Annotated in this window: 23 protein-coding genes; 17 read left to right on the forward strand and 6 right to left on the reverse strand. The window is 70.3% G+C overall.

All coding sequences use genetic code 11. From position 1 onward, the window contains the following. Window positions 1-123 precede the first annotated feature (123 nt). Both ACFWI4_RS12835 and ACFWI4_RS12840 read right to left on the reverse strand, forming a co-directional pair. Window positions 124-930: a protein phosphatase 2C domain-containing protein gene (locus ACFWI4_RS12835; RefSeq protein ID WP_387194468.1), complete on the reverse strand. Its 807-nt coding sequence runs from the start codon at window positions 928-930 to the stop codon at window positions 124-126. 2 nt (window positions 931-932) lie between these two features. Continuing rightward, window positions 933-1778, reverse strand: coding sequence for a sigma factor-like helix-turn-helix DNA-binding protein (locus ACFWI4_RS12840; RefSeq protein WP_387194471.1), 846 nt, complete (start codon window positions 1776-1778; stop codon window positions 933-935). 496 nt (window positions 1779-2274) lie between these two features. On the opposite strand from ACFWI4_RS12840, the gene ACFWI4_RS12845 reads away from it, so the two are divergent. The 13 genes from ACFWI4_RS12845 to ACFWI4_RS12905 all read left to right on the forward strand — a co-directional run bounded on the left by ACFWI4_RS12845 (window position 2275) and on the right by ACFWI4_RS12905 (window position 12883). After that, entirely contained in the window at window positions 2275-2541 is a 267-nt protein-coding gene (locus tag ACFWI4_RS12845) for a DUF6284 family protein (RefSeq protein WP_387194474.1), read from the forward strand. Next, entirely contained in the window at window positions 2538-3629 is a 1092-nt protein-coding gene (locus tag ACFWI4_RS12850; RefSeq protein WP_387194477.1) for a conjugal transfer protein, read from the forward strand. Before ACFWI4_RS12845 ends, ACFWI4_RS12850 begins: the two co-directional genes overlap by 4 nt. Continuing rightward, window positions 3629-4009, forward strand: coding sequence for an RRQRL motif-containing zinc-binding protein (locus ACFWI4_RS12855; protein ID WP_387194480.1), 381 nt, complete (start codon window positions 3629-3631; stop codon window positions 4007-4009). The genes ACFWI4_RS12850 and ACFWI4_RS12855 overlap by 1 nt, the downstream gene beginning before the upstream one ends. A 27-nt stretch (window positions 4010-4036) precedes the next feature. Beyond that, window positions 4037-4267: a hypothetical protein gene (locus ACFWI4_RS12860; RefSeq protein ID WP_387194483.1), complete on the forward strand. Its 231-nt coding sequence runs from the start codon at window positions 4037-4039 to the stop codon at window positions 4265-4267. A 2-nt stretch (window positions 4268-4269) separates the two neighbouring features. Further along, complete coding sequence (locus ACFWI4_RS12865) at window positions 4270-4587, forward strand: hypothetical protein (RefSeq protein WP_387194486.1); 318 nt, start codon at window positions 4270-4272, stop codon at window positions 4585-4587. A gap of 2 nt (window positions 4588-4589) precedes the next feature. Next, window positions 4590-4748 (forward strand): pRL2-8, encoded by a 159-nt coding sequence (locus tag ACFWI4_RS12870; RefSeq protein WP_387194489.1) that lies wholly within the window; start codon window positions 4590-4592, stop codon window positions 4746-4748. A gap of 98 nt (window positions 4749-4846) precedes the next feature. Further along, window positions 4847-7021, forward strand: a complete 2175-nt coding sequence (locus tag ACFWI4_RS12875; protein ID WP_387194492.1) for a cell division protein FtsK — start codon at window positions 4847-4849, stop codon at window positions 7019-7021. Between the two features lie 237 nt (window positions 7022-7258). Next, window positions 7259-7735 carry a hypothetical protein gene (locus ACFWI4_RS12880; protein ID WP_387194495.1) on the forward strand — a complete coding sequence of 159 codons (477 nt, stop codon included), beginning with the start codon at window positions 7259-7261 and terminating at the stop codon, window positions 7733-7735. Window positions 7736-7820: 85 nt separating this feature from the next. Continuing rightward, complete coding sequence (locus ACFWI4_RS12885) at window positions 7821-8549, forward strand: DNA methylase (RefSeq protein WP_387194498.1); 729 nt, start codon at window positions 7821-7823, stop codon at window positions 8547-8549. Then, complete coding sequence (locus tag ACFWI4_RS12890) at window positions 8546-9394, forward strand: DNA primase (RefSeq protein ID WP_387194501.1); 849 nt, start codon at window positions 8546-8548, stop codon at window positions 9392-9394. Before ACFWI4_RS12885 ends, ACFWI4_RS12890 begins: the two co-directional genes overlap by 4 nt. Further along, window positions 9387-10868 carry an ATP-binding protein gene (locus ACFWI4_RS12895; RefSeq protein ID WP_387194504.1) on the forward strand — a complete coding sequence of 494 codons (1482 nt, stop codon included), beginning with the start codon at window positions 9387-9389 and terminating at the stop codon, window positions 10866-10868. Before ACFWI4_RS12890 ends, ACFWI4_RS12895 begins: the two co-directional genes overlap by 8 nt. Before the next feature lie 458 nt (window positions 10869-11326). Continuing rightward, the gene (locus ACFWI4_RS12900; RefSeq protein ID WP_387194507.1) at window positions 11327-11572 is read left to right on the forward strand and encodes a helix-turn-helix transcriptional regulator; all 246 of its coding nucleotides are present in this window, start codon (window positions 11327-11329) and stop codon (window positions 11570-11572) included. A 72-nt stretch (window positions 11573-11644) separates the two neighbouring features. Further along, a complete protein-coding gene (locus tag ACFWI4_RS12905) occupies window positions 11645-12883 on the forward strand; it encodes a tyrosine-type recombinase/integrase (protein ID WP_387194510.1) in 1239 nt (412 codons plus the stop codon). Window positions 12884-12961: 78 nt separating this feature from the next. Here ACFWI4_RS12905 and ACFWI4_RS12910 read toward each other — a convergent pair whose 3' ends face one another. Next, complete coding sequence (locus ACFWI4_RS12910) at window positions 12962-13723, reverse strand: phosphoglyceromutase (RefSeq protein ID WP_339130172.1); 762 nt, start codon at window positions 13721-13723, stop codon at window positions 12962-12964. 195 nt (window positions 13724-13918) lie between these two features. Here ACFWI4_RS12910 and ACFWI4_RS12915 point away from each other — a divergent pair, with 195 nt between their 5' ends. Continuing rightward, window positions 13919-15280 (forward strand): MDR family MFS transporter, encoded by a 1362-nt coding sequence (locus tag ACFWI4_RS12915; protein ID WP_387194513.1) that lies wholly within the window; start codon window positions 13919-13921, stop codon window positions 15278-15280. Between the two features lie 134 nt (window positions 15281-15414). Here ACFWI4_RS12915 and ACFWI4_RS12920 read toward each other — a convergent pair whose 3' ends face one another. Then, window positions 15415-15918 (reverse strand): DUF2000 family protein, encoded by a 504-nt coding sequence (locus tag ACFWI4_RS12920; protein ID WP_387194516.1) that lies wholly within the window; start codon window positions 15916-15918, stop codon window positions 15415-15417. Window positions 15919-15967: 49 nt separating this feature from the next. On the opposite strand from ACFWI4_RS12920, the gene ACFWI4_RS12925 reads away from it, so the two are divergent. Further along, the gene (locus tag ACFWI4_RS12925; RefSeq protein WP_387194519.1) at window positions 15968-16786 is read left to right on the forward strand and encodes an AraC family transcriptional regulator; all 819 of its coding nucleotides are present in this window, start codon (window positions 15968-15970) and stop codon (window positions 16784-16786) included. 49 nt (window positions 16787-16835) lie between these two features. Here the strand turns inward: ACFWI4_RS12925 and ACFWI4_RS12930 are convergent, their stop codons facing one another. Beyond that, window positions 16836-17327, reverse strand: a complete 492-nt coding sequence (locus tag ACFWI4_RS12930) for a YbjN domain-containing protein (RefSeq protein WP_385399557.1) — start codon at window positions 17325-17327, stop codon at window positions 16836-16838. Window positions 17328-17410: 83 nt separating this feature from the next. Next, the gene (mshA, locus tag ACFWI4_RS12935) at window positions 17411-18748 is read right to left on the reverse strand and encodes a D-inositol-3-phosphate glycosyltransferase (RefSeq protein ID WP_387194522.1); all 1338 of its coding nucleotides are present in this window, start codon (window positions 18746-18748) and stop codon (window positions 17411-17413) included. Between the two features lie 312 nt (window positions 18749-19060). Between mshA and ACFWI4_RS12940 the strand changes: the two genes are divergently transcribed. Together ACFWI4_RS12940 and ACFWI4_RS12945 are read left to right on the forward strand one after the other, a co-directional pair. Continuing rightward, the gene (locus tag ACFWI4_RS12940) at window positions 19061-19876 is read left to right on the forward strand and encodes a class I SAM-dependent methyltransferase (RefSeq protein WP_387194525.1); all 816 of its coding nucleotides are present in this window, start codon (window positions 19061-19063) and stop codon (window positions 19874-19876) included. Between the two features lie 275 nt (window positions 19877-20151). Beyond that, the gene (locus ACFWI4_RS12945; protein ID WP_387194528.1) at window positions 20152-21243 is read left to right on the forward strand and encodes an NlpC/P60 family protein; all 1092 of its coding nucleotides are present in this window, start codon (window positions 20152-20154) and stop codon (window positions 21241-21243) included. The last annotated feature ends 105 nt before the right edge of the window (window positions 21244-21348 follow it).

Here is a 21348-nt window from a genome sequence, read left to right on the forward strand (position 1 = left end):
TGTCGTGACTGGTCGTTGTTGGTCGTCGCTTGTCACCCTCGGAGGGCCCAGAGAGGGCCCAGCGGTCCCGCTGTGGGCCATTCCGAAGAAGAGCAGCCATCCGGCCCGCGCAGCCTCGTGGGGTCACCACTGGCAGAACGCCACGGTGGCGTCGTCCCCCGACTTGTAGCGGGGCCATCGTCGCCCCGTCGGGTCAGTCGCTTCCACCTCACGCACGTTGTCAATCAGCTCTCGGGGGCCTCCACGCCGCAGTGCTGCAAAGGCGTCGGCCCAAGTCGCCATCTGATACTCGGTGACGAGTCTTGACACGCCATCGGACATCACAGCAACGGCGCCCCCACCTTCGAGCGCCGTTGTGCCAGTCACAGCGTGCTCCGCCGCGTCCGAGCTGGCTGCCGCAACCCAGTACCCGTCCGGCGTGTTGCGCACTTGGCGCTGCGCGGTCACCAACGCTTGCAGGGCTACCTTGTGCTCGGGCGTATGAGTCTCGTAACGCTCCGTCTCGGCTCGAAGCTCCGGGAGGATCTCGTCTACTCGGAGATCAGTGATCACTGAATACCCTGCGCCATCCTCGAAGACGATAGGCGAGTCGGCAAGAACGAGGTGATCGAAGGAGTCCACCCGTTGGCGTAGGACCGCGACGGTCGCTGATGGTGTGCCCGGATTCTTGAGGTCGCACTGAGGGTGCATCCGTGCGACGCAGTCGATCGCGTCAGCCAATCCGTCCGAGAGCGCGCGCTCTGAGTCTGCGAGAGCCGCGATCAAGTGCCCACCAAGCTGGGCCACGTACCACGGAACGCCGTGCTGACATCCGGTGGAAAGCCCGGCCGTGCTGAGCCCGTCTAGCACGACGGCAAGCGTCGGTGATGCGGCTACCCAGTCCTCGTTCGGGTTCGCCCCTCCAGGGCGAGTGTCCAGACTGACGCGCATGTTCATCCCTCGTGTCGGTACAACGGCGAGACTCGGCGGCTTTCCACCACAGCCAGCGTGTTGGGGTCGTATCGGCATGAGATGAGCGTCGAGAACCGCTTGGTTCGAACCTCCCGGTACAGCTCAGCGAGGTTGTTCTCCAGGTAGTGCACGACACCGTTCGCGCCGATTGCGTGCACTCCCGCGATGTACAAGAACGTGCCCCGTCCATCCAGTCGGGGAAGCCGTCCCAGATAGCCGAAGTCGCCCGGCGTACCGTCTTCGTCCAAAGGCGACCGGTACTCCTTACCCGCTTTCCGGTCCAGCAGGTGCCAAGCGTGGTCCTTCTCAAACCGCAGGTTGTCGTCCCCTTCAAGCACCTGGGAGATGATCGGTGACAGTCGCGGTCCACAGACCACGATGTGATTGTCACGGTTGAGGTTGACGATTCCCGTCGTAGGGATCACCTCGTACTCAGCTTCAAGCTTCAAGCCACCCAGCAGCTTGCGCAGGTGTTCGAAGTTGTCGAGGTCTTCCCTGGTCACAACTTCACTGGGGTTCTGGTCGGGTCCTTTGCCCGCCTCGTGCTTGCCACCCAGCGAGACCGTCACCTGGCCAGTGCCGAAGAACGCTCGCTCCGGGGGCGGGCCGGCGGACGCTAGCTGACCGACACGCCCGCGACTGACCCCCAGCTTGGTGGCAATTTCAGCCTGCGTCATGCCCGATGCCTGAGCTTCCTCAATGGCTTCGCGCCGAACCCGAGACAGCTCCAAGACCCAGCCTTGATAGGTCGCCATCAGGTCGATTGCCGCCTTGGCCCTATCAACCGGTTCTGCGATTCCCGTAACGCGCTGCATGTCGTCGTGCACGGCTCTCCAATGCTCGCCTAGGGGGGCTAACGAACCGTACCGCAAGAGGGGGTTGCGCGCAGCCTCGACTTTGCCTACGGTACCTAACAAGCGAAACGGCAACCCCCCCTAAGCAAGACTCGGGGGAGCCTGTGGAGCTTGCTTGACCTGCAAGAACGTTCATCAAAGGGCCCCGCGAGGGGTCATGAGGCCTCGCTTCGGCGAGGGCGAGGGACCCGGACCCCTTGGCAGTCCGGAGGGCTTAGACCGAAAGGTCACGTCTCCATACGCCTTCGCCGGGACTCCGCTCTACCTGACACGGGAGCGGCCCCGAAGGAGACATCTGCACAACCACACCTCCGCAGCTCGTCCGCTGCGGCCGGTTGCCTCCGCTGCTCGTCTCGTACGAGCAGCGTCGAGGGGAGCCGGATCTACCGACTTCAACGGCGCGCGGCCCCGGAGGTGCAACTCCGGGGCCGCTGTTCGGGCCGTTCCTGTCTGAGAGGAACACGACCCAATGAACGACATCGTCACTGTTCAGGACGTTGTTACCGCGTTCGCCGACTTCATGGAGCCGACGGGCGCGGAGCTGGACGCGATCGAGCTGGAGATGCCCGCGATCCTGGCGGATGTCGACCTGATCGACGCGCAGATCGTCACCCTTGACCGCACGCCAACCGAGCTGGACATCCGGCGCCTCCGCCGGGCCTACCGCCGGTTGCTGGCCGCCGAACGCGACCAGGCCAACCGCGCCGGCGCGAGCACGACGGGCGGTGTCGCATGAGGGCCACGCTGACCAAACCGCAGATCGTCGTACTGACCGCCGCGTTCGTGCCCATGCTGGCCACGGGCGTCGTCGGCGGGATCGGCACCTACAGCAACATCGGCCACGCCTACGGCAAGGGCACCGCGCTCGGTGCGCTCGGTGCCGGTGAGGGCGCGACCGCCGTTCTCGCCCTGGTCTTGCTGGGACTGACCATGCTGGGCCAGTCCTCGCCGCGCATCGTGCGGGCCGGCCTGTGGGCCCTGCCGGCGGCAGCCGCGTCCATGGGCGCCATGGCCGCACCCGACCCCGGCCGGACAGTCATCTACGCCCTGACTCCGATGGGCATGTCGGTGTCGGCGGAGGGCATGGCGTTTCTCGCCCGCCGGATCGTCGTCCACACCGACGGACGCGACGCGGAGAACGAACGCCGCACCGCCGATCTGGTGCAGTCGCTCGCCTACCATCGCGCCCGCGCCGCCCAGCATCCGAGCAGCCGCGTGAAGTGGTGGTCGGAGCGCAAGTCGTGGCGGCTGGCCCGCAGGGTCGGGGTCGGGGATGTGGCGCTCGGATCGAGGCTGCTGGACGTTCAGCGCACCCGGATCACCGACGGTGCGGATGCCGCGCTCGCCTCGATGTTCGGCACCCTCACCCCGATTCCCGCACCGAGCATGAATGCGGAGGAATCCACCGAGACCATGAGGAATCAGTCTATGGCTGACCTCGCGGTATCGACCCCGGCGCCCGGCGCAGTTTTCCTGACGCGGATGCCCGATCCGGTGACGGTCGACTTCCTGAAGTCGACCCCGCTCGCCAAGCCGCTCCCGACCCCGGCGCCCGCGCCGGTCGCTGCGATCGAGCGGCGCCCGGTGGCCGCTGAATCGACCCGACCGCGCGGTGCCACGGGCCGCGTCCCGGATGCGGCCCGATCGCCCAAGCCTCGCCGGACACCTGCTCAACTGCTCGATGAGACACGGACCGCGACGGCCGATTGGTCGGACGGGCAGATCACGGCGGAGGGCATCCGCAAGGCGCTCCGCACCTCGCCGGCCAACGCCCGGATGCTGCGGGACACCCTGATCGCTGAGCGCGCCGCCAACACCGTCTGATGGGCGGCTCGCTCGGCAAGTGCTTCGACCCGAACGGCGCCCGCTACGGCCTGCCCACCTACCCGTGGCGGCTCGCGCCGGACGGGTTCGCCACCCGTCGGCAGTTACGGGCCCGGGGCCTGCGACCGGGCGGACAGCCGATCGCGGCGCAGGTGCTGCGCCCGCGCTACCGGCGCGGCCCGTTGGTCGCCTACCTCTACCGCGTCGACCGCGCCAAGCCCGTCCGACCCATGACCCCGGGACGGCGGGCCGCGCTCGCCAAGGCGATGCTCGCGCGCCGCACCTGCCCGCAGTGCCGCACCGACGCCGGATACGTCATCCCCGCCTCACTCGGGACCTGCGTTGCCTGCGCCTACCCCGAAGACCAGCGCGCCGCCTGACCCTCCACCGTTCCTTGGAGTTCTGCTGTGACCAGCACCAACGCTGCTCCGAGCAGCATCGAATACGCCTGGCACGCGCACGTGAACGTGCCGGGCCAGGGCCCCGGTTTCGCCCACGGGACCGTCACCGTCCCCGCCGCTTTCTGCTGGGAGCGGGTCACCCGCGAGGTCGCCACGTGGCTGCGCTCGCAGGGTTCGACGGTCCAGCTCGCCGACATCCATCTCATCCTCGCCCCGCGCGCCGGAAAGGCGGTCTGACCATGGGTAAGCCCGACACGCGTCGCCTTGACCGGGCGATCCAGGAGACGAGCCGCAAGCTGGAGGCGGTCCGCAGGCGTGAGATGTGGCCGCTGGACGGCCGCGAACGCCGCGCCGTGCTCGGTGCGCTGGCCACCGGCTCGTACCGCGTCGCCCGGGGCAACAGCCCGTCCCGGGCGGAACGGAAGATCGAAACCGCCTGGCAGTCGGCTGAGACCCGGCTGACCGCAGAGATCTCCGCGTTGCAGAGCGAGCGACAGCGGGCCGTGACCGAGGCCGCCGCCGCCCACGCCGCCAAGAAGTCCTCGGGCTGGTGGTGAGCATGCCCGGCAGGCAGACGCCTCCCGGCCAGTGCCCGCAGTGCTGGCAGCACGCCCACGACCGCAACGCACACCGCCACCTCGGCCCCCGCGAGGACTGCCCGCAGTGCGTCGACCACATGCGCAACGGCCACCCCCACATCGTGCCCAAGCCCCGCTGACCACGGCGCCACCGCCCGGGGCGGCCGGCCCGGCAACGGCCGCCCCGGGTCCCCTCAACTTCCCGCCCCGTCTTGGGGCAGTCAGGAGCACGCCCGTCATGTCCGAAGCAGCAGAGGAAACCCCCGTCGCGGGGACCGTTCACCGCCTCGACGACCACCGCACCGGCCAGTCGACGTGGGTCGTCGACGTGGACAAGCCCATCCTCGTAGCCGTCCCCATCGAGCCGGACCCGCCCATACAGGGCGAGGCCGTCGACCGGATCGACAACCCGCTGGCCGACTGGCTGGCCACCCCGGACGCGCCGGTGCTGCCCGCGTGGGCACGGTCCCGCGCCTCCGTGATCGCCAACGTGCACGCCTTCGGCCGGCTCACCTGGTGGCACACCCGCTACCACGGCTTTCGCACCCCGAAGTACCTGATCAAAACCCTGCTGCTGGCCACCCGCGGTTTCTACCGGGCCGCCGCCGGTCTGTGGCCGACGCTGTCCGCGCAGGACCACACGGCGACCGTCAAGGCCCTGCGCGCTCAGGTGAAGGTCAAGCCCGAGGACGTCGACCTGGCCGCGCGGTTGCAGGTGGCGCACTACGCCCGTACGCAGACACGACGCTGGCGTTTCGGTGCCGCCGCCGCTGCCGTCACCGCCGCCACCATCGGTATCGCCCTGGCGCCCCCGATCCTCCAAGTGGGCGTTGCGGCGGCTGTGGTGACCCCGCTCGCCTACCTCGGGCGTGGGAAGGAGACGCGTCTGCTGGACCAGGCGGCGCCGCCGCTGCGGGTGGACATGTCCGCGCAGCAGCTCAACGAGGCGTTGCGGGCCGCCGGCCTCCTCAAAAGCGGTGGCGGCAAGGACGAGAAGGATCTGCCGAAGGTTTCTTGCACGATGGGCCCGGTCCGGGACGGCCGTGGCTGGGCAGTGATCTTCGACATGCCCCGGGGCGGCGGCAAGACCGCCTCCGACGTGCTCGCCAAGCGCGAGGTGATCGCACAGGAACTCGGGGTCGACGAGATCCAGGTCATCATGTCCCGGGTCCGTGCGGCCAAGGGCGGCAACGCCGGCCGCGTCACGATGTGGGTTGCCGACGATGACCCCTACTTGGGCACCCCGAACCCGTCGCCGCTGGTGAAGGCGGAGACGTTCTCCATCTGGGAGCCGGTGCCGTTCGGACAGGACGCGCGCGGCAACCGGGTCACCGTGCCGGTGCTGTGGCAGTCGATGTTCTTCGGTGGCCTGCCCCGTCGGGGCAAGACGTTCTCCCAACGCCTGCTCACCGCCGCCGGTCTGCTCGACGCCTACGTGCGGCACTACATCGCCGACGGCAAGGGCGGTGCCGACTGGATGCCCGCCAAGGCAGTCGCCCACCGACTGATCATGGGCGCCGAGGACGACGCGATCGAAGCCCTCAAGGCCATGCTCAAGGAACTGCTGGCGGAGATGGAGCGCCGGTTCGCGCTGCTGCGGGACCTGCCCGCCTCGGTGTGCCCGGAAGGCAAGCTGACCCCGGAGATCATGGTCAAGTACAACCTGCCGGTCATCTTCGTGACCATCGACGAGTTGCAGGAGTACTTCACCGCGATGGCCCGCGAGGACCGTGACCAGGTCATCGACGACCTGTGCCGCGTCGCCCGCCGTGGTCCGGCTGCCGGGTTCATCTCCAACTTCGCCTCCCAGCGCCCCGACGCCGAGTCGGTGCCGCCGAAGCTGCGGGAGATCATCACCATCCGCTACTCGACGCAGGTCGTCGACCGCACGTCGTCCGACATGGTGCTGGGCAAGGGCAAGGCCGCTCAGGGCGCGGATGCCTCCGTGCTCTCCGAGGACCACAAGGGTGTGGGTGTCCTGGTCACCGGCCCTGCCTCGTTCGTGACCGTGCGCGCCGACTACCTCGACGGTCCCGGCTTCGCCGCACTGTGCCGCAAGGGCCGCATCCTGCGCGAAGCAGCAGGACAGCTCACCGGGGACGCGGCCGGCGACGTCACCGCCGCCGCCGACGCGGCAGGAGTGAGCGTGCCCGCCATCGTCTCCGACGTCCTGGAGGTCATGCGGCACTCGCCCCGCATGTTCACCACCGACCTGCTCGCCGCTCTCGTCAACCTCGACGAGGACGTCTACGGCGACTTCAACGCCGAACGCCTGGCCTCCGAACTGGAGTCGGCAGGAGTCAAGCGCACCAGCAAGCAGGTCAAGATCAACGGCGCCAACGGAGCCGGATACCAGCGCCGCGACATCGAGGCCGCCGTGCCCGCCGAGATCCTCCTCAGCACCGGCAGGTAAAGCCCTCCCCCTCTACCCGACCCCGCCCCGGGCCGCCCCGCGCATCACGGATCGCGGCCCTCGGCGACAGCCGCCGAGTAGAGGGGGCTCTTTACCCCGGTAGCGGGGGAGGTAGAGGCCCCTGACCTGCACGGTAAGGGCGGTAAAGGGGGCCGTGAGACCCCCGACCCAACCCCCTCCACAGCCCCTTTTCGGGGTGTCCCCTGCCTGTTCGCCGACCACCGGAACGGAACCCTCATGTCCTCCGACACCACCCCCGCCACGGTCCACCCCGCCACCCAGATGAGCGAGGCCCAGGCCGCCGCCGAAGCCCGCCGGATCATCGCCGACGCCTACCGGCCCACCGCCTACCGCGACGACACCCCGGTACCCGCCCACGGCGACACCCCGCCCGTCGCTCAGCCGGGACGGCCCCCGATGAGCCAGGGCGCCACCGATGCCAGCGTGCTCATGCTCTCCGGCGCAGCAGCCGTCTCCGCCACCGGGCTGACCGCCGCCGTGCTCATGTACGTGTCCCAGTTCGCCGACCCGGTCGTTTGCGGCCTCGTGTTCGGTGCCCCCACCGCCCTCGTGCTCGCACTGGCCCGGCTCGCCAAGCGCGCCAAGCCCGCGCCCGACGTCCACCACCACTACACCGGCCCCGTCCACCAGGACCGGCGCACCGTCCACAGCCGCACCACCGGCCTGTGGGCCAAGACCGACAACCAGCAGTAACGCCAAGGGCGACCCCGCGTCTCGCCAAAGAAGTGGGTCGCCCTTGCTCGCCAGCATCCAACGACGGAACTGGAGACAACCCAGCATGACGCAACTGACCGACATCCGGCGAGCCCTCGCCTTACGGCCGCGCGCTCTGGACCTGTACTCGTGCGCCGGCGGCGCCGGGAAGGGTCTCGAAGGGGCAGGGTTCGAGGTGGACGGCTGTGACACGGCCGATCGCCCCAACTACCCCTTCCCGTACCACCGGGGCGACGCTCTGAAGTACCTCGCCCATCTGATCGACACGGGTGAGATCCGCCGGTACGCGTTCGTGCACGCGTCCCCGCCGTGCCAGGCAAAGTGCACGCTGAGCGTGGGCACCAATCGGTCCCAGGGTTGGGGCGGTACGCACGTCGACCTGGTCGCGCCGACCCGGGCCCTGCTCGAACGGACCGGGTTGCCGTACGTGATCGAGCAGCCCAACGGCCGGGCGGAGATCCGCAAGGACTTGACCCTGTGTGGGGAGATGTTCGGGCTAGGTGTGATCCGGCACCGCAACTTCGAGTTGGGCGGCTGGAGCATCGAGCAGCCGGCGCACGTTCCGCACCGGGGCCGTGTTCGTGGCTACCGGCACGGTCGGTTCTACGACGGTCCGTACGTCGCCGCGTACGGCAACGGCGGAGGCAAGCCCACCGTCCCCGAGCTGCAAGCGGCCATGGGCATCACGTGGACGGACGTGCGGGAGGAGCTGACCGAGGCCATCCCGCCCGCCTACACCGAGTTCATCGGCCGCGCGTTCCTCGCTCAGGCCGCGTTGGGGGTGGCGGCATGAGCGAGCACCTGCGCACCGCTCTCCGCCTCGCGACTCAGGGCGTCCCCGTGCTGCCGTTGAGGGTGGGGAAGGTGCCGTTCGGGAACTGCCCGGCCTGCGCCAAGAACGTCTGCGGCGGCCGGCCCAACATGAGGACCCCGGGCCCCTGCGCCTGCTTCGCGCCGTGCCACGGCTGGGCCGCCGCCGCCACGGACCCCGGCGTCATCGGCTCCCCGGCGTGGGCGCCGGCGTGGCGGAGCGCTGCGACGCTCGCCTACCACCCCGGCGGCGCCGGGGTGACCGTGGTCGACCTGGACGACGAGGCTGCCATCCAGTGGGCCCGCGAGAGCCTGCCCGCCACCCGGACCGTGCCGACGACCCGGGGCGAGCACTGGATCTACCGGGGCGCCATGCCGTCCGTCAACGCGGTCCGGCCCGGCGTCGACATCAAGTCCCTTATGGCGTACGCCCGTTGGCTTGGACCCGGCACGGGCGCCACGGTCGTTCTCCCCGGCGCTGTGCGCGCCCTGGCAGTAAAGGAGCCGTCCACCGTCCACAGGCCGCCACAGGGGCCCTCAGTGCCTCTGGGTGGCCAACGGGAGACGTGCCCGCACCGCACTCCCACCTATCTCGACCGTGGGATCGCCATGGCGGAGCAGCGCATCACCGGGGCCCGGGAGGCGGTGCACGCCACCGTCTACCGGACCTTCCTCGCGGTGCTGTCGACGCACGGGCGGTGCGGCTGTCTCACCGAGGTGCACACCGCGCGGCTGTTCACGGCGGCGCAGGCCAAGGGCGAATCGGCCCGGCACTGCACGGACGCGTGGACCAACGCCCTGACCACGTTGGGACTGAGCCATGTCTGAGGACGAGAAGAACCCCGCCCGTCAGATCATCGCGGACTACGCACAGAGCCACTTCCGGTACTTCCGCACCACCGACGGGACCGTCTACGCGCAGCGCAACGGCCACCCCGTGGCCCGGCCGATGCGCTCCCAGGGCACCACGGGCAGCCACCGCCAAGAACTCATCGTCGGCATGTACCGGGACGGGGTCGGCGTGTTCAACGGGACCGCACTCAAGGAGGCGTTGGACTTGATCGAAGCACTCGCGTTGTACGAGGACACGCACGCCGTGCACATCCGCGTCGCCCCCGGGTTCGACGGGGCTACGTGGCTGGACCTGGGACGGGACGACGGACAGTCCGTCCGCATCCACCCCACCGGGTGGGACATCCTCACCCCCGACCCGCGCGAGGTCTGCTGGCGCCGGACCCAGCTCACCGGGGAACTGCCCCTGCCGGCCAAGGACACCGACGGCAAGGGCATCGACCTGCTGATGCGGCTGTGCAACTTCGCCAACGCCGAGACCGAGTGCCTGGCCATCGCGTGGCTCATCGGCTGCCTCGGTCCGTCCGTTCCCGTGCCTGCGCCGTTCCTCACCGGGCCGCAGGGCGCGGGGAAGTCCACCGGGGGCCGGATGCTCACCCGGATCATCGAGGGCATGAGCGGGGACCTGCGCCGGGCACCGAAGGACGAGGAGAATCTGATCGCGGCAGTTGCAGCGGGATGGATCACCGCTCTCGACAACCTGTCCCACATGACGCCGGACCTGTCCGACGCGATGTGCTGCATCGTCACCGGGGCCGAGAGCGTCAAGCGGGCCCTGTTCACCGACGGGGACGTGTTCCGCGTCGGCTACCGCCGGCCCCTGCTCCTGACCGGAATCGACGTCGGAGTCATCCGCCCCGACCTCGCCGAACGACTCCTGCCCCTGCGCTTGGAGCGCCCCAAGGTGCGGCGCACCGAAGCCGAACTGTGGGCCGACTACGCGGAAGCGCTGCCCGTCGTCCTCGGCTCGCTCCTGGACCTCACCGTCAAGGTCCGCGCCATGGAGGCGGAGACCCCCACCGACCTGCGGATGGCGGACTTCGCCCACCTCTGCGCACAGCTCGACGCGGCAACCGGGCTCGGGGCGCTGACCGCGTACCGGGCGAGTCTGGACGACCTGAACGACGACGTGATCGAGGGTGACCTCCTCGCACAGACCGTCCTCCTGCACGCCGAGACCATCGAACCCGGAGCGGCACAGCAGATGACGTCCACGCAATGGCTCTCCTGCCTCAGCACCCTCTACAGCGGCGAGGATTGCCGTCCCCTGCCCAAGGGGTGGCCGACCACCGGCAAAGTCCTCTCGGATCGGCTCAAGCGCCTACAGCCCACCCTGGCGGCCCGGGGCGTGCTCATCGACTCGGGCCGCACCAACGCGGGTCGCTACCTCGAAATGACCCGCACCGTCGCACTGACCTCGCCTCCACACGAGCAGACGTCAGCGTTCTGACCCGCGCCCGGGACGCTCACGCAAACAGCAAGAGGAGCACCAGTCGCGGTGGCGGGTGCTCCTCTTGCTGTTCGGCGGAACGCCGCCCAAGGTCGCGCCGCGAAGCGGCTCCGCATTCGCTCTGTAAGGCGCACCCACCTACTACAGACAGCCCCTCTTTGTCCTAAGTAGGAAAACGCTGCGTCACCTGCGTCACCCGGCCCGAAAAACGGCCGATGACCTGCGGCAACAGCGGTGACGCAGACGGCCGGCTCTGCGTCATCCTGCGTCACCTGCGTCACCGCGTGACGCAGCCCATGACGCACCGGTGACGCAGACCCAATCCGCAGCGTCACACAAAACCGCAGGTCACAGCCTCAAGTGACGCTGGTGACGCAGTGACGCAGAAATCCGAGCCTCGGACAAACGAGGAGTCCAAGAAGTCCGAAGCCATCGTCTCTCAGCCTCCGAGGACCCACATGAGCCGAACCAGTTCCGCTCAGTCCGACCCCCGCGCCACCCTGCGCGCCGGCCTCCCAGATCGATACCTCACCCCCGACGACATCGCCGAGATCTTCGGAGTACCCCGCGAAACCGTCTACCAGTGGCGCAGGAAGCGCACCGGACCGCCCGGCTTCCGCATCGGCAAACACGTCCGCTACGACCCGGGCGAAGTCGACGCCTACGTCGCAAAGCTCAAGAACGCCGACCGCGTGGCGGTCTGACATACCTCAACCCCAAGCGGGGCCGGCCGCACGGTCGGCCCCGCTTCATGCCGCGAGAGGACACCGCCGCACATGGCAGGCAGCATTCAAGACCGCTGGTACAAGAGCGACACCAACGCCGACGGCAAGACCATCCGAGTCAAGACCGAGCGCTACGGGACCGGTATGCGCTATCGAGCCCGCTATTTCGCGCCCGACGGCAAGCGCAAGGGCAAATCGTTCCCCGACGGGCAGAAGCGCCTAGCCGAACAGTGGCTGAGCAAAGTCACGGCGGACGTGGCCCGTGGCGACTACATCGACCCGAACGCCTCCCGGACGTCGTTTCAGGAGTTTGCCGAGGGCTGGCTCGCGAGCCAGAGCGGGGACCCCAACACCCGCGCGTCGATGCAGTCTCAACTCAAGCTGCACGCCTTCCCTCGCATCGGCTCGCGGCCCCTGGGATCGTTCCAGCCCAGCCACATCCGCGAGTTCGTGACTCAGCTCGAAGCGTCCGGCATGTCCGGCGCGTATGCCCGCGTGATCTTCTCCAACGTGCGCGCCATCCTCTCCGCTGCTGTAGAGGACGGCTATCTCCGCCGGAACCCGTGCAACTCACGAACGGTGACGCTCCCCGAAATGGGCATGCGCCGCGTCGTTCCCTGGCAGCCGGACCGGGTCTTCGCGATGCGGGGCGCGATGGTCGAACGCTTCCGCCCGATGGTCGATGTGGGCGCCGGCTGCGGCTTAAGGCAAGGCGAGATCCTCGGGCTGTGCGTTGACGAGGTGGATTTCGACAGCGGCACCCTGCACGTAGTGCAGCAACTCAAGCTGAGCCTTAGCAAGGCCGTGTTCGCGCCCCCCAAGGGCGGCAAGCTCCGTGACGTACCCCTGCCGGGCCCCGTGGCAGAAGCCCTCAAAGCCCATATCGAGCGCTTCCCGCCCGTCGAGATCACGTTGCCCTGGATGCGAGCGAACGGTCAGCCCGTGACCAAGCGGCTGATCTTCAGCGGGCCCAACGGTGGCCACGTCTGGCGAACGTCCCTGAATGAGGACCACTGGAAGCCTGCCCTCGCAAAGGTCGGCGTCATTCCGAAAGCCAAGAGCCGCGAGCACGCCGCCGCTCGCGAGCACGGCATGCACGCCCTGCGGCACTTCTACGCGTCCGTGCTGTTGGACGCGGGAGAGAGCATCAAGGCCGTGAGCGAGTACCTAGGCCACTCCGACCCGGGACTCACGCTGAAGGTGTACGCGCACCTCATGCCGAGCAGCCGGGACCGGGCCCGGAAGGCTCTCGGTCAGGCACTCCGACCGCTGCGAGAGCCGGAGCACTGAGGGCCCACCCAGGGCCCAGGCCATGAAAATGCCCCTGAGTCGCGTCATTTGCGCAGCCCAGGGGCATGATCGCTATTCCTACTTCTTCTTGCCCTGGTTCTTGACCGCCTCGATCGCCGCCGCCGCCGCGTCAGGGTCGAGGTAGGTGCCGCCCGGGTTCAGGGGCTTGAAGTCGGCGTCCAGCTCGTAGGAGAGGGGGATGCCGGTGGGGATGTTCAGGCCCGCGATGTCGGCGTCGGAGATGCCGTCGAGGTGCTTGACCAGCGCGCGCAGCGAGTTGCCGTGGGCCGCGACCAGGACCGTACGGCCGGTCAGCAGGTCCGGGACGATGCCGTCGAACCAGTACGGGAGCATGCGGACGACGACGTCCTTGAGGCACTCCGTCTGCGGGCGCAGCTCGGGCGGCAGGGCCGCGTAGCGCGCGTCGTCGAACTGGGAGTACTCGGCGTCGCGGTCGAGCGCCGGCGGCGGGGTGTCGTACGACCGGCGCCAGAGCATGAACTGCTCCTCGCCGAACTCGGCGAGCGTCTGGGCCTTGTCCTTGCCCTGGAGGGCGCCGTAGTGACGCTCGTTCAGGCGCCAGCTGCGGTGGACCGGGATCCAGTGGCGGTCGGCGGCCTCCAGCGCGAGCTGCGCCGTGCGGATCGCGCGCTTCTGGAGCGAGGTGTGGACGACGTCGGGCAGCAGACCGGCGTCCTTGAGGAGCTCACCGCCGCGGACTGCCTCCTTCTCGCCCTTCTCGTTGAGGTTGACGTCCACCCATCCGGTGAACAGGTTCTTCGCGTTCCATTCGCTCTCGCCGTGGCGGAGGAGGATCAGCTTGTACGGTGCGTCGGCCATGGCTCCGAGCGTAATCGAACCCCGGGACCGCTCGCTCCTCCGGCCATCAGTCGGACACGAGAGCCCCCGTCCGGCCGTCCCCCGCCCGCCTCGGAGACCTTCAGTTGACGGCATCTGTTAATTGAGTGGCTCTCACACAGGGGCGGCTCGTAAGTTGTGCTCACCGCCCGAGCCGCTTACATCCGTGGGGGATCCATGCCAGCCGCCGTCATGAGACGTGCCGTCCGAGAGACCGTCTCAGGGCTCCCCCGCGAGTTCTGGTGGCTGTGGACCAGCACCCTCATCAACCGGCTCGGGGCCTTCGTCGCCACCTTCATGGCGCTGTACCTGACCCTCGACCGCGGCTACTCCGCCTCGTACGCGGGTCTGGTCGCCTCACTCCACGGCCTCGGCGGTGTGATCTCCTCGCTCGCCGCCGGTGTGATGACCGACCGGTTCGGCCGCCGGCCCACGCTGCTCGTGGCGCAGGTGTCGACGGCCGCCTCGGTCGCGCTGCTCGGCTTCATGCACGACCCGGTGGCCATCGCCGCGGTCGCCTTCCTGGTCGGCATGGCCAGCAACGCCTCCCGGCCCGCCGTGCAGGCGATGATGGCCGACATCGTCCGGCCCGAGGACCGCGTCCGCGCCTTCTCGCTCAACTACTGGGCCATCAACCTCGGTTTCGCCGTCTCCTCGATGGGCGCCGGTTTCATCGCCCAGTTCAGTTACCTCGCGGGCTTCCTCATCGAGGCCGGCATGACCCTGGCCTGCGCGCTCGTCGTCTTCGCGAAGCTGCCGGAGTCGAAGCCGGTGCAGGCCGCCAAGGAGGCGGAGGCCCCTGTCGGGCTCGGGACCGTGCTGCGCGACGGACGGTTCATGAGCGTGGTCGGGCTGTCGTTCCTGGTCGCGCTCGTCTTCCAGCAGGGCTCCGTCGGACTGCCGGTCGCCATGGGCAGGGCCGGTTTCACCCCGGCCGACTACGGCACGGCGATCGCCGTCAACGGCGTCATGATCGTCGCGCTCCAGATCCCGGTCGGCCGTTTCATCGAGCACCGGGACCCCAAGTCGCTGCTCGTGGTCTCGTCGCTGCTCGCGGGGTACGGGTTCGGGCTCACCGCCTTCGCCGGGTCGGTCGGCGTCTTCACGCTCACGGTCTGCGTGTGGACCCTCGCCGAGATCGTCAACGCCCCGACGCAGACCGGCCTCGTCGTGCGCCTCTCCCCGGTCCACGGCCGGGGCCGCTACCAGGGCATGTACACCCTCTCCTGGGCCCTCGCCTCGCTCGTCGCCCCGGTGATGTCCGGTGTCGTGATCGACCGCTTCGGCGCGGCCTGGCTCTGGGGGCTGTGCGCGGTCGTCGGCACGGCGGCGGGTCTCGGGTACGGGCTGCTGATGCGCCGGCTCCCGGTGGAGGAGCCGGTGCGGGAGGCGGTACGAGGGTCCGTACCGGAGATGTCGCAGGGGGCGGGTGCCGTCGGCGGCGCTGTTCCCTCCGGCGTCGGGGCCGGGGTCACCGCCGGACCCGGCACGACGAACGCGCCCGCCACGACACCCCACGCCGAGCCCACCCCGGCCTGACCGACCCCGGCCTGACCTACCCCGGGCGCCCAGCCCCTTACTGACCCCGGGGGCCAGGACACCCCGGCCACCCCGATCCCTTCCGGAGCCCTGAGGGATCGGCACCCCGGCCCGGGCGCCCTCGGACGCCCGCCCTAGGGATGCATCCGCGCCCCCTTCACCACCTTGTCCACCGCGTTCCGCGGCCCGTACACCGCGAGGCCGACCAGGTCCAGGCCCCCGGTGGGCACGGCTCGTACGGCCGCGCGGTTGTCCCGGTCGTTGCCCGTGGCGAAGAGGTCCGAGGTGAAGACCGACCGTGGCAGCGCCCGGGACAGCGCCCGGGCGTGGGCGGCGGTCAGCGTCTCCTTCGACGCCTCCAGGACCAGGACCGGCTGCCGGAACATCGGCAGGTAGGCGACCCCGTCGGCGTCCTCGTACGGCTCGCCGATCACCTCGGGGACGACCGTCCCCAGGCCGCTGACCAGGAAGGCGGTCACATTGAGCCGCTGCCAGGGCTCCAGGTCGTCACGCAGGACGACGGTGATCTTGGTGTCGAAGCGGACGGGCGCCGCGTCCGGAAGGCTCCCGCCGCCGCTGCTGGTCCCGTACCCGCTGCTCGGTTCGTACCCGCTGCTCGTCTCGTACTCGCTGCTCATGCCATGAGACTGCCGACCGGGGTACGCCGTCGTCTTGTACGTTCTTTGCGTGCCCCCTCAGCGTGAGACGTCCGCGTGGCGCCCCAGCGTCCCCGGCATCGTCGAGGTCTTCCACGCGCACTACACCGAGTACGCGTACCCCATGCATGTGCACGAGGCCTGGACGCTGCTGATCGTCGACGACGGCGCCGTCCGCTACGACCTCGACCGGCACGAACACGGCACCCCGCGCGACACGGTGACCCTGCTGCCGCCGCACATCCCGCACAACGGCGAGCCCGCCACCGAGCACGGTTTCCGCAAGCGGGTGCTCTATCTGGACGGTTCGCGTCTGGCCGACGACCTCATCGGCCCCGCGGTGGACGGACCCGACCTGGCGGATCCCGTGCTGCGGGACCGGGTGGCCCGTCTGCACACGGCGCTCGCCCTCCCCGGGGACGAGCTGGAGGCCGACAGCAGGCTGACGCTGATCGCGGACCGGCTGCGCGGGCTGCTGCGCCCCGTGTCGGCCGTGGAGGCGACGCCCGCCGACCGGCCGCTCGCCCGCCGGCTGCGCGAACTCCTCGACGAACGGGTCGTGGAGGGGATCGCGCTCGACGAGGCCGCGCGGCTCGTGCACGCCCACCCCGCGCATCTGGTCCGGGCGTTCAGCGGCGCGTTCGGGATCGCCCCGCACCAGTATCTGATGTCCCGCCGCGTGGACCGGGCCCGCCGGCTGCTGCTCGACGGACGGCCGCCGGGCGAGGTGGCGGCCCTGACCGGCTTCTACGACCAGTCCCATCTCACCCGGCACTTCCGCCGGCTGGTGGGGGTGACCCCGGGACGGTACGGGCGGGACGGACGGTACGGGCGGCTCGGACGGTCGTGAGCCCCGTGGGACCGGGCCCTCGGGGAGGCGGCGGGCGCCGGAACCGGGGTCAGGCGGAGGGCCGCTGCGTCAGGTTGGCGAACGCGTCCAGGTTGCGCGTCGACTCGCCGCGGGACACCCGCCAGGCGTACTCCTTGCGGATCGCGGAGGCGAAACCGAGCTCCAGGAGGGTGTTGAAAGCGCCGTCGGCGGCTTCGAGGACGGACCCGAGGAGCCGGTCCAGCTCCTCGGGGGTGACGGCGGCGAGCGGCAGCTTGCCCGCCAGATAGACGTCCCCGAGGGAGTCGACGGCGTAGGCGACGCCGTAGAGCTTGAGGTTGCGCTCCAGCAGCCAGCGGTGGACCGCCTCGTGGTTCTCGTCCGGGTGGCGGATCACGAACGCGTTCAGCGACAGCGAGTGTCTGCCGACGATCAGCGAGACCGTCGTCGAGAGCTTGCGGGTGCCGGGCAGTTTCACGACGTACGAGCCCGCCCCGGGACTCTCCCACTCCAGCTCGGCCTCGGTGAGGACCCGCTCGACGATCGACGCTGCGTCAGCCATGGCCCGAGCGTACGTGAACCGCGCCGCAGGTGACGCGCCCTGTGGACAACCGCCCGGCCCGCCCCGGGGGACGGACCGCGGGGTCAGGCGTGGTGGGCGCGCAGCCGGCGCCGGTGGTCCTGGGTCGCCGCCGTGTACACGTCCGCCGTCGCCGCCGCGGCGGTGTCCCAGCCGAAGCGCTCGGCGTGCCGCGCCGCCGCGGCGCCCATGCGGGGCACGAGCGTCTCGTCGTCGGCGAACTCGCGCAGCACGCGCGCGTAGTCGGCGGGGCGGTGTCCCTGGACGAGGAAACCGGTCTCCTGGTGGCGTACGGCCACCGGCAGACCGCCGACCTCGGCCGCGAGCACCGGCGTGCCGGCCGCCTGGGCCTCGATGGCGACCAGTCCGAAGGACTCGCTGTACGAGGGCATGACCAGCACCGACGCGGCCCGGAACCAGTCCGCGAGCTGGTCCTGCCCGACGGGCGGCCGGAACCGTACGACGTCGGCGATGCCCAGCCGCGCGGCCAGCTTCTGGAGCCCCTCGGGCTTGGCGAGCCCGCTGCCGCTGGGACCGCCCACCACGGGGACGACGATCCGGCCGCGCAGCTCCGGCCGCTCGTCGAGCAGGACGGCGACCGCGCGCAGCAGCACGTCGGGGGCCTTGAGGGGCTGTATGCGGCCCGCGAACAAGGGGATCAGGGCGTCCTGGGGGAGGCCGAGGCGGGCGCGGGCGGCGGCGCGGCCGTCGGCGGGCCGGAAACGGTCGAGGTTGACCCCGGGGTGGACGACGGCGACGCTTCCGGAGTCGGCCCCGTAGTGGCGTACGAGTTCGTCGGCCTCCTCCGCGGTGTTCGCGATGAGGCGGTCGGCGGCGCGCACGATCTGGGTCTCGCCGATGACGCGGGCGGCGGGCTCGGGGGTGTCGCCCTCGGCGAGCGCCGCGTTCTTGACCTTGGCCATGGTGTGCATCGCGTGCACCAGGGGAGCGCCCCAGCGTTCGGCGGCCAGCCAGCCGACGTGGCCGGAGAGCCAGTAGTGCGAGTGCACGAGGTCGTAGTAGCCGGGGCGGTGACCGGCCCATGCCTGCATGACCCCGTGGGTGAAGGCGCACAGCTGGGCGGGGAGGTCTTCCTTGGCGAGGCCCTCGTACGGGCCCGCGTCGACGTGCCGGACGAGGACGCCGGGCGCCAGTTCGACGACGGGCGGGAGCGCCCCGGTCGTGGCCCGCGTGAAGATCTCGACCTCGATGTTGATCGCGGCGAGCCGCTGGGCGAGCTCGACGATGTACACGTTCATGCCGCCCGCGTCGCCCGTGCCGGGCTGGTGCAGGGGCGAGGTGTGCACGGAGAGCATGGCCACGCGGCGGGGTCTGCGGTGCAGCCTCAGCCGTGACGGTGCCGCCGGGGAGCGGCGCCCGAGCCTGCTCACGTACTGGCTCACGTGGCGATCCTCCTTGCTGCGGGCATGCCTTTCGGAGGACGTGTCACGCCCTCCGGAAGGTGGAACGCCGGAGGACTCCGCCCCATTTCCCTTTTGCCGAATCATTACCCGAAGTCGCTCAACCGTTCGACAGTGGGGCGCGTGCGCCCGTCCGCCTTCCCGCCCGCGCCGACTCCGTCCCACCCTCTTCCCCGCCCCCGTTCCCCCACTCCTCCGCCCGCCCCGCCCGGTTGTCCACAGGCCGCCGCACGGGCGGGCGCCGGATATCCACAGGGCCACCCGCCCACGCCGGGGCCGCCTACTCTCGTACGCATGACAACCCGCGCAGCGTCCCGCCGCCCCGTGGGCACGGTGACGCGCGGGACGACGAACCCCAACCGCCTGCGCCGCATGGACCGCTGGATCGCGGCCGTGCACGGCGCCGAACTCCGCAGGGCACCGGAACCCGTCGCGGTCGACCTCGGCTACGGCGCCGCGCCCTGGACCGCGGTCGAGCTGCTGACCCGGCTGCGCACGGCCGCACCCCGCACCCACGTCTTCGGCATCGAGATCGAACCCGCCCGGGTCGCCGCGGCCCGCCCGTACGAAAGGGAGGGCCTCGCCTTCCGGCACGGGGGCTTCGAGGTGCCGGTGCCGGGCCAACCGCAGCTGATCCGGGCGGCGAACGTGCTCCGCCAGTACGACGAGGAGCAGGTCGCCGAGGTCTGGCGGCGACTTCGCGCACGGCTCGCGCCGGCGGGCCCCGGCACCCGGGGCGGTCTGCTCGTCGAGGGCACCTGCGACGAGATCGGCCGGCGGCACGTCTGGGTCGCCCTCGGCCCCGAGGGCCCGCGCACGGTCACGTTCGCGACCCGGCTCGGCTCCCTGGACCGCCCGTCCGACCTGGCCGAGCGGCTGCCGAAGGCCCTCATCCACCGCAATGTGCCGGGTGAGCCCGTGCACTCCTTCCTGCGCGACTTCGACCGCGCCTGGGCGGCCGCCGCGCCGTACGCCGCATACGGCGCGAGACAGCGCTGGATACGCACGGTCCGCGACCTGACGGCCGACTGGCCGGTCGTGGACGGGGTCTCCCGGTGGCGCCAGGGCGAAGTGACGGTGCGCTGGGAGGCGTTGGCACCCCGCGCCTGACGGAGCGCACGGCTCCGGTGGGTCGCGGCGGCGTACGGGAGACGGCCGGTGCGTGACCTGCGGGGAACGATCTCGGTGAGTCGCACGTCACACACGCCGGGGGATGAGATCGTCATGCCGAAGCGGGCCGCGGGGAAGGGAGTTCCTGCCTGCCTCGCATGCGAGGGGAAGGGAGTTCTTGCCCAACTCTGTCGCATTGCGCGCCGACATGGCACGATCCCCCAGTCGTCCGTAAGTTACTGACGGTAAATCAGTTTGGGTTTGGGGGCGGAGCAATGGGATCCGGCAAGCGGTGCCTGACCACGGCGGCCATGGCCCTGGCCTGCGCATGTGCCTGCGTGGTGCTGGCGTCATCGGGGACGGCCTACGCGACCCCGGAACCGAAGCCGGCGCCGACCAGATCCCCTGTCGCGGCTTCGACGCCCGTCAGCACCAAGGACCTCGAAGCGGTCCGCAAGAAGCTCGACAAGCTCTACCACGACGCGGCGGTCGCCACGGACGCGTACAACGCCGCCGAGGAGAAGGCCCGGAAGCAGTCCGCCGAGATCGTCGGACTGGCCCGGCAGATCGTCAAGGGCCAGGCCAGGCTGGACACGCTGAAGGACCGCGCGGGCGCCGCGGCCCGCGCCCAGTACCGGGGCGGCGGGCTGCCGCCCGAGGCACGGCTGTGGCTGAGCGACGACCCCCAGCAGTTCCTGGACGGCGCGGGAGTGGTCCGCCAGGGCGAGCACGCCACCAAGGGCCTGCTGGACGAGATGGCGCGCACCCAGCAGGACTTGCGGCAGTACGCGAAGGACGCCTCCGCCCAGTGGCGCAGGCTGGAGGCCGACCGCGAGGCCACGGCCGAGGCGAAGAAGAAGATCGAGCAGCGGGTCTCCGACGCCGAGAAGCTGGAGTCCCGGCTGGAGAAGAAAGAGAAGGAGCGGCTTGCCAAGCTGGAGGAGGAGGCCGCCTACCAGGCGCAGTCGGCCTGGCTGAGCTCCGGCGTCCTCGCCGACATCAAGAGCGACGCCTCCGAGCAGGGCAAGAAGGCCGTGAAGTACGCGACCGACCAGATCGGCAAGCCGTACGAATGGGGCGCCGAGGGCCCCAAGACGTACGACTGCTCGGGACTCACCTCCCAGGCCTGGGCGGCCGCCGGGCATCCGATCCCCCGCACCTCGCAGGAGCAGTGGAAGCAGCTCAAGCACATCGACATCAAGGACATGCGCCCCGGCGACCTGATCATCTACTTCGACGACGCCAGCCATGTCGGGATGTACATAGGGGACGGCGCCATCGTGCACGCCCCGCGTCCGGGGCGGACGGTGACGATCACGGGGGCGGGTTCGATGCGGATCCTGGGCGTCGTGCGGCCGGACGCGTAGAGCGCCGGCCGGACCCCGGGCACCCGCGCGCCGGGCCGGTGGCGGGCGGGTTCGGGCGCGCGTGACGCACCGCACGTGAGCTACCGCACGGCCGCCCCGGCTCCC

This window comes from Streptomyces sp. NPDC127038 (genome assembly GCF_042725875.1).
Taxonomy (GTDB): Bacteria; Actinomycetota; Actinomycetes; order Streptomycetales; family Streptomycetaceae; genus Streptomyces.

Excerpts from the sequence above, each read along its gene's own strand:
- ACFWI4_RS12835 (WP_387194468.1), bottom strand. The coding sequence starts at position 930 with ATGCGCGTCAGTCTGGACACTCGCCCTGGAGGGGCGAACCCGAACGAG.
- ACFWI4_RS12845 (WP_387194474.1), top strand. The coding sequence starts at position 2,275 with ATGAACGACATCGTCACTGTTCAGGACGTTGTTACCGCGTTCGCCGAC.
- ACFWI4_RS12850 (WP_387194477.1), top strand. The coding sequence starts at position 2,538 with ATGAGGGCCACGCTGACCAAACCGCAGATCGTCGTACTGACCGCCGCG.
- ACFWI4_RS12855 (WP_387194480.1), top strand. The coding sequence starts at position 3,629 with ATGGGCGGCTCGCTCGGCAAGTGCTTCGACCCGAACGGCGCCCGCTAC.
- ACFWI4_RS12865 (WP_387194486.1), top strand. The coding sequence starts at position 4,270 with ATGGGTAAGCCCGACACGCGTCGCCTTGACCGGGCGATCCAGGAGACG.
- ACFWI4_RS12870 (WP_387194489.1), top strand. The coding sequence starts at position 4,590 with ATGCCCGGCAGGCAGACGCCTCCCGGCCAGTGCCCGCAGTGCTGGCAG.
- ACFWI4_RS12875 (WP_387194492.1), top strand. The coding sequence starts at position 4,847 with ATGTCCGAAGCAGCAGAGGAAACCCCCGTCGCGGGGACCGTTCACCGC.
- ACFWI4_RS12880 (WP_387194495.1), top strand. The coding sequence starts at position 7,259 with ATGTCCTCCGACACCACCCCCGCCACGGTCCACCCCGCCACCCAGATG.
- ACFWI4_RS12885 (WP_387194498.1), top strand. The coding sequence starts at position 7,821 with ATGACGCAACTGACCGACATCCGGCGAGCCCTCGCCTTACGGCCGCGC.
- ACFWI4_RS12890 (WP_387194501.1), top strand. The coding sequence starts at position 8,546 with ATGAGCGAGCACCTGCGCACCGCTCTCCGCCTCGCGACTCAGGGCGTC.
- ACFWI4_RS12895 (WP_387194504.1), top strand. The coding sequence starts at position 9,387 with ATGTCTGAGGACGAGAAGAACCCCGCCCGTCAGATCATCGCGGACTAC.
- ACFWI4_RS12900 (WP_387194507.1), top strand. The coding sequence starts at position 11,327 with ATGAGCCGAACCAGTTCCGCTCAGTCCGACCCCCGCGCCACCCTGCGC.
- ACFWI4_RS12905 (WP_387194510.1), top strand. The coding sequence starts at position 11,645 with ATGGCAGGCAGCATTCAAGACCGCTGGTACAAGAGCGACACCAACGCC.
- ACFWI4_RS12910 (WP_339130172.1), bottom strand. The coding sequence starts at position 13,723 with ATGGCCGACGCACCGTACAAGCTGATCCTCCTCCGCCACGGCGAGAGC.
- ACFWI4_RS12915 (WP_387194513.1), top strand. The coding sequence starts at position 13,919 with ATGCCAGCCGCCGTCATGAGACGTGCCGTCCGAGAGACCGTCTCAGGG.
- ACFWI4_RS12920 (WP_387194516.1), bottom strand. The coding sequence starts at position 15,918 with ATGAGCAGCGAGTACGAGACGAGCAGCGGGTACGAACCGAGCAGCGGG.
- ACFWI4_RS12930 (WP_385399557.1), bottom strand. The coding sequence starts at position 17,327 with ATGGCTGACGCAGCGTCGATCGTCGAGCGGGTCCTCACCGAGGCCGAG.
- ACFWI4_RS12940 (WP_387194525.1), top strand. The coding sequence starts at position 19,061 with ATGACAACCCGCGCAGCGTCCCGCCGCCCCGTGGGCACGGTGACGCGC.
- ACFWI4_RS12945 (WP_387194528.1), top strand. The coding sequence starts at position 20,152 with ATGGGATCCGGCAAGCGGTGCCTGACCACGGCGGCCATGGCCCTGGCC.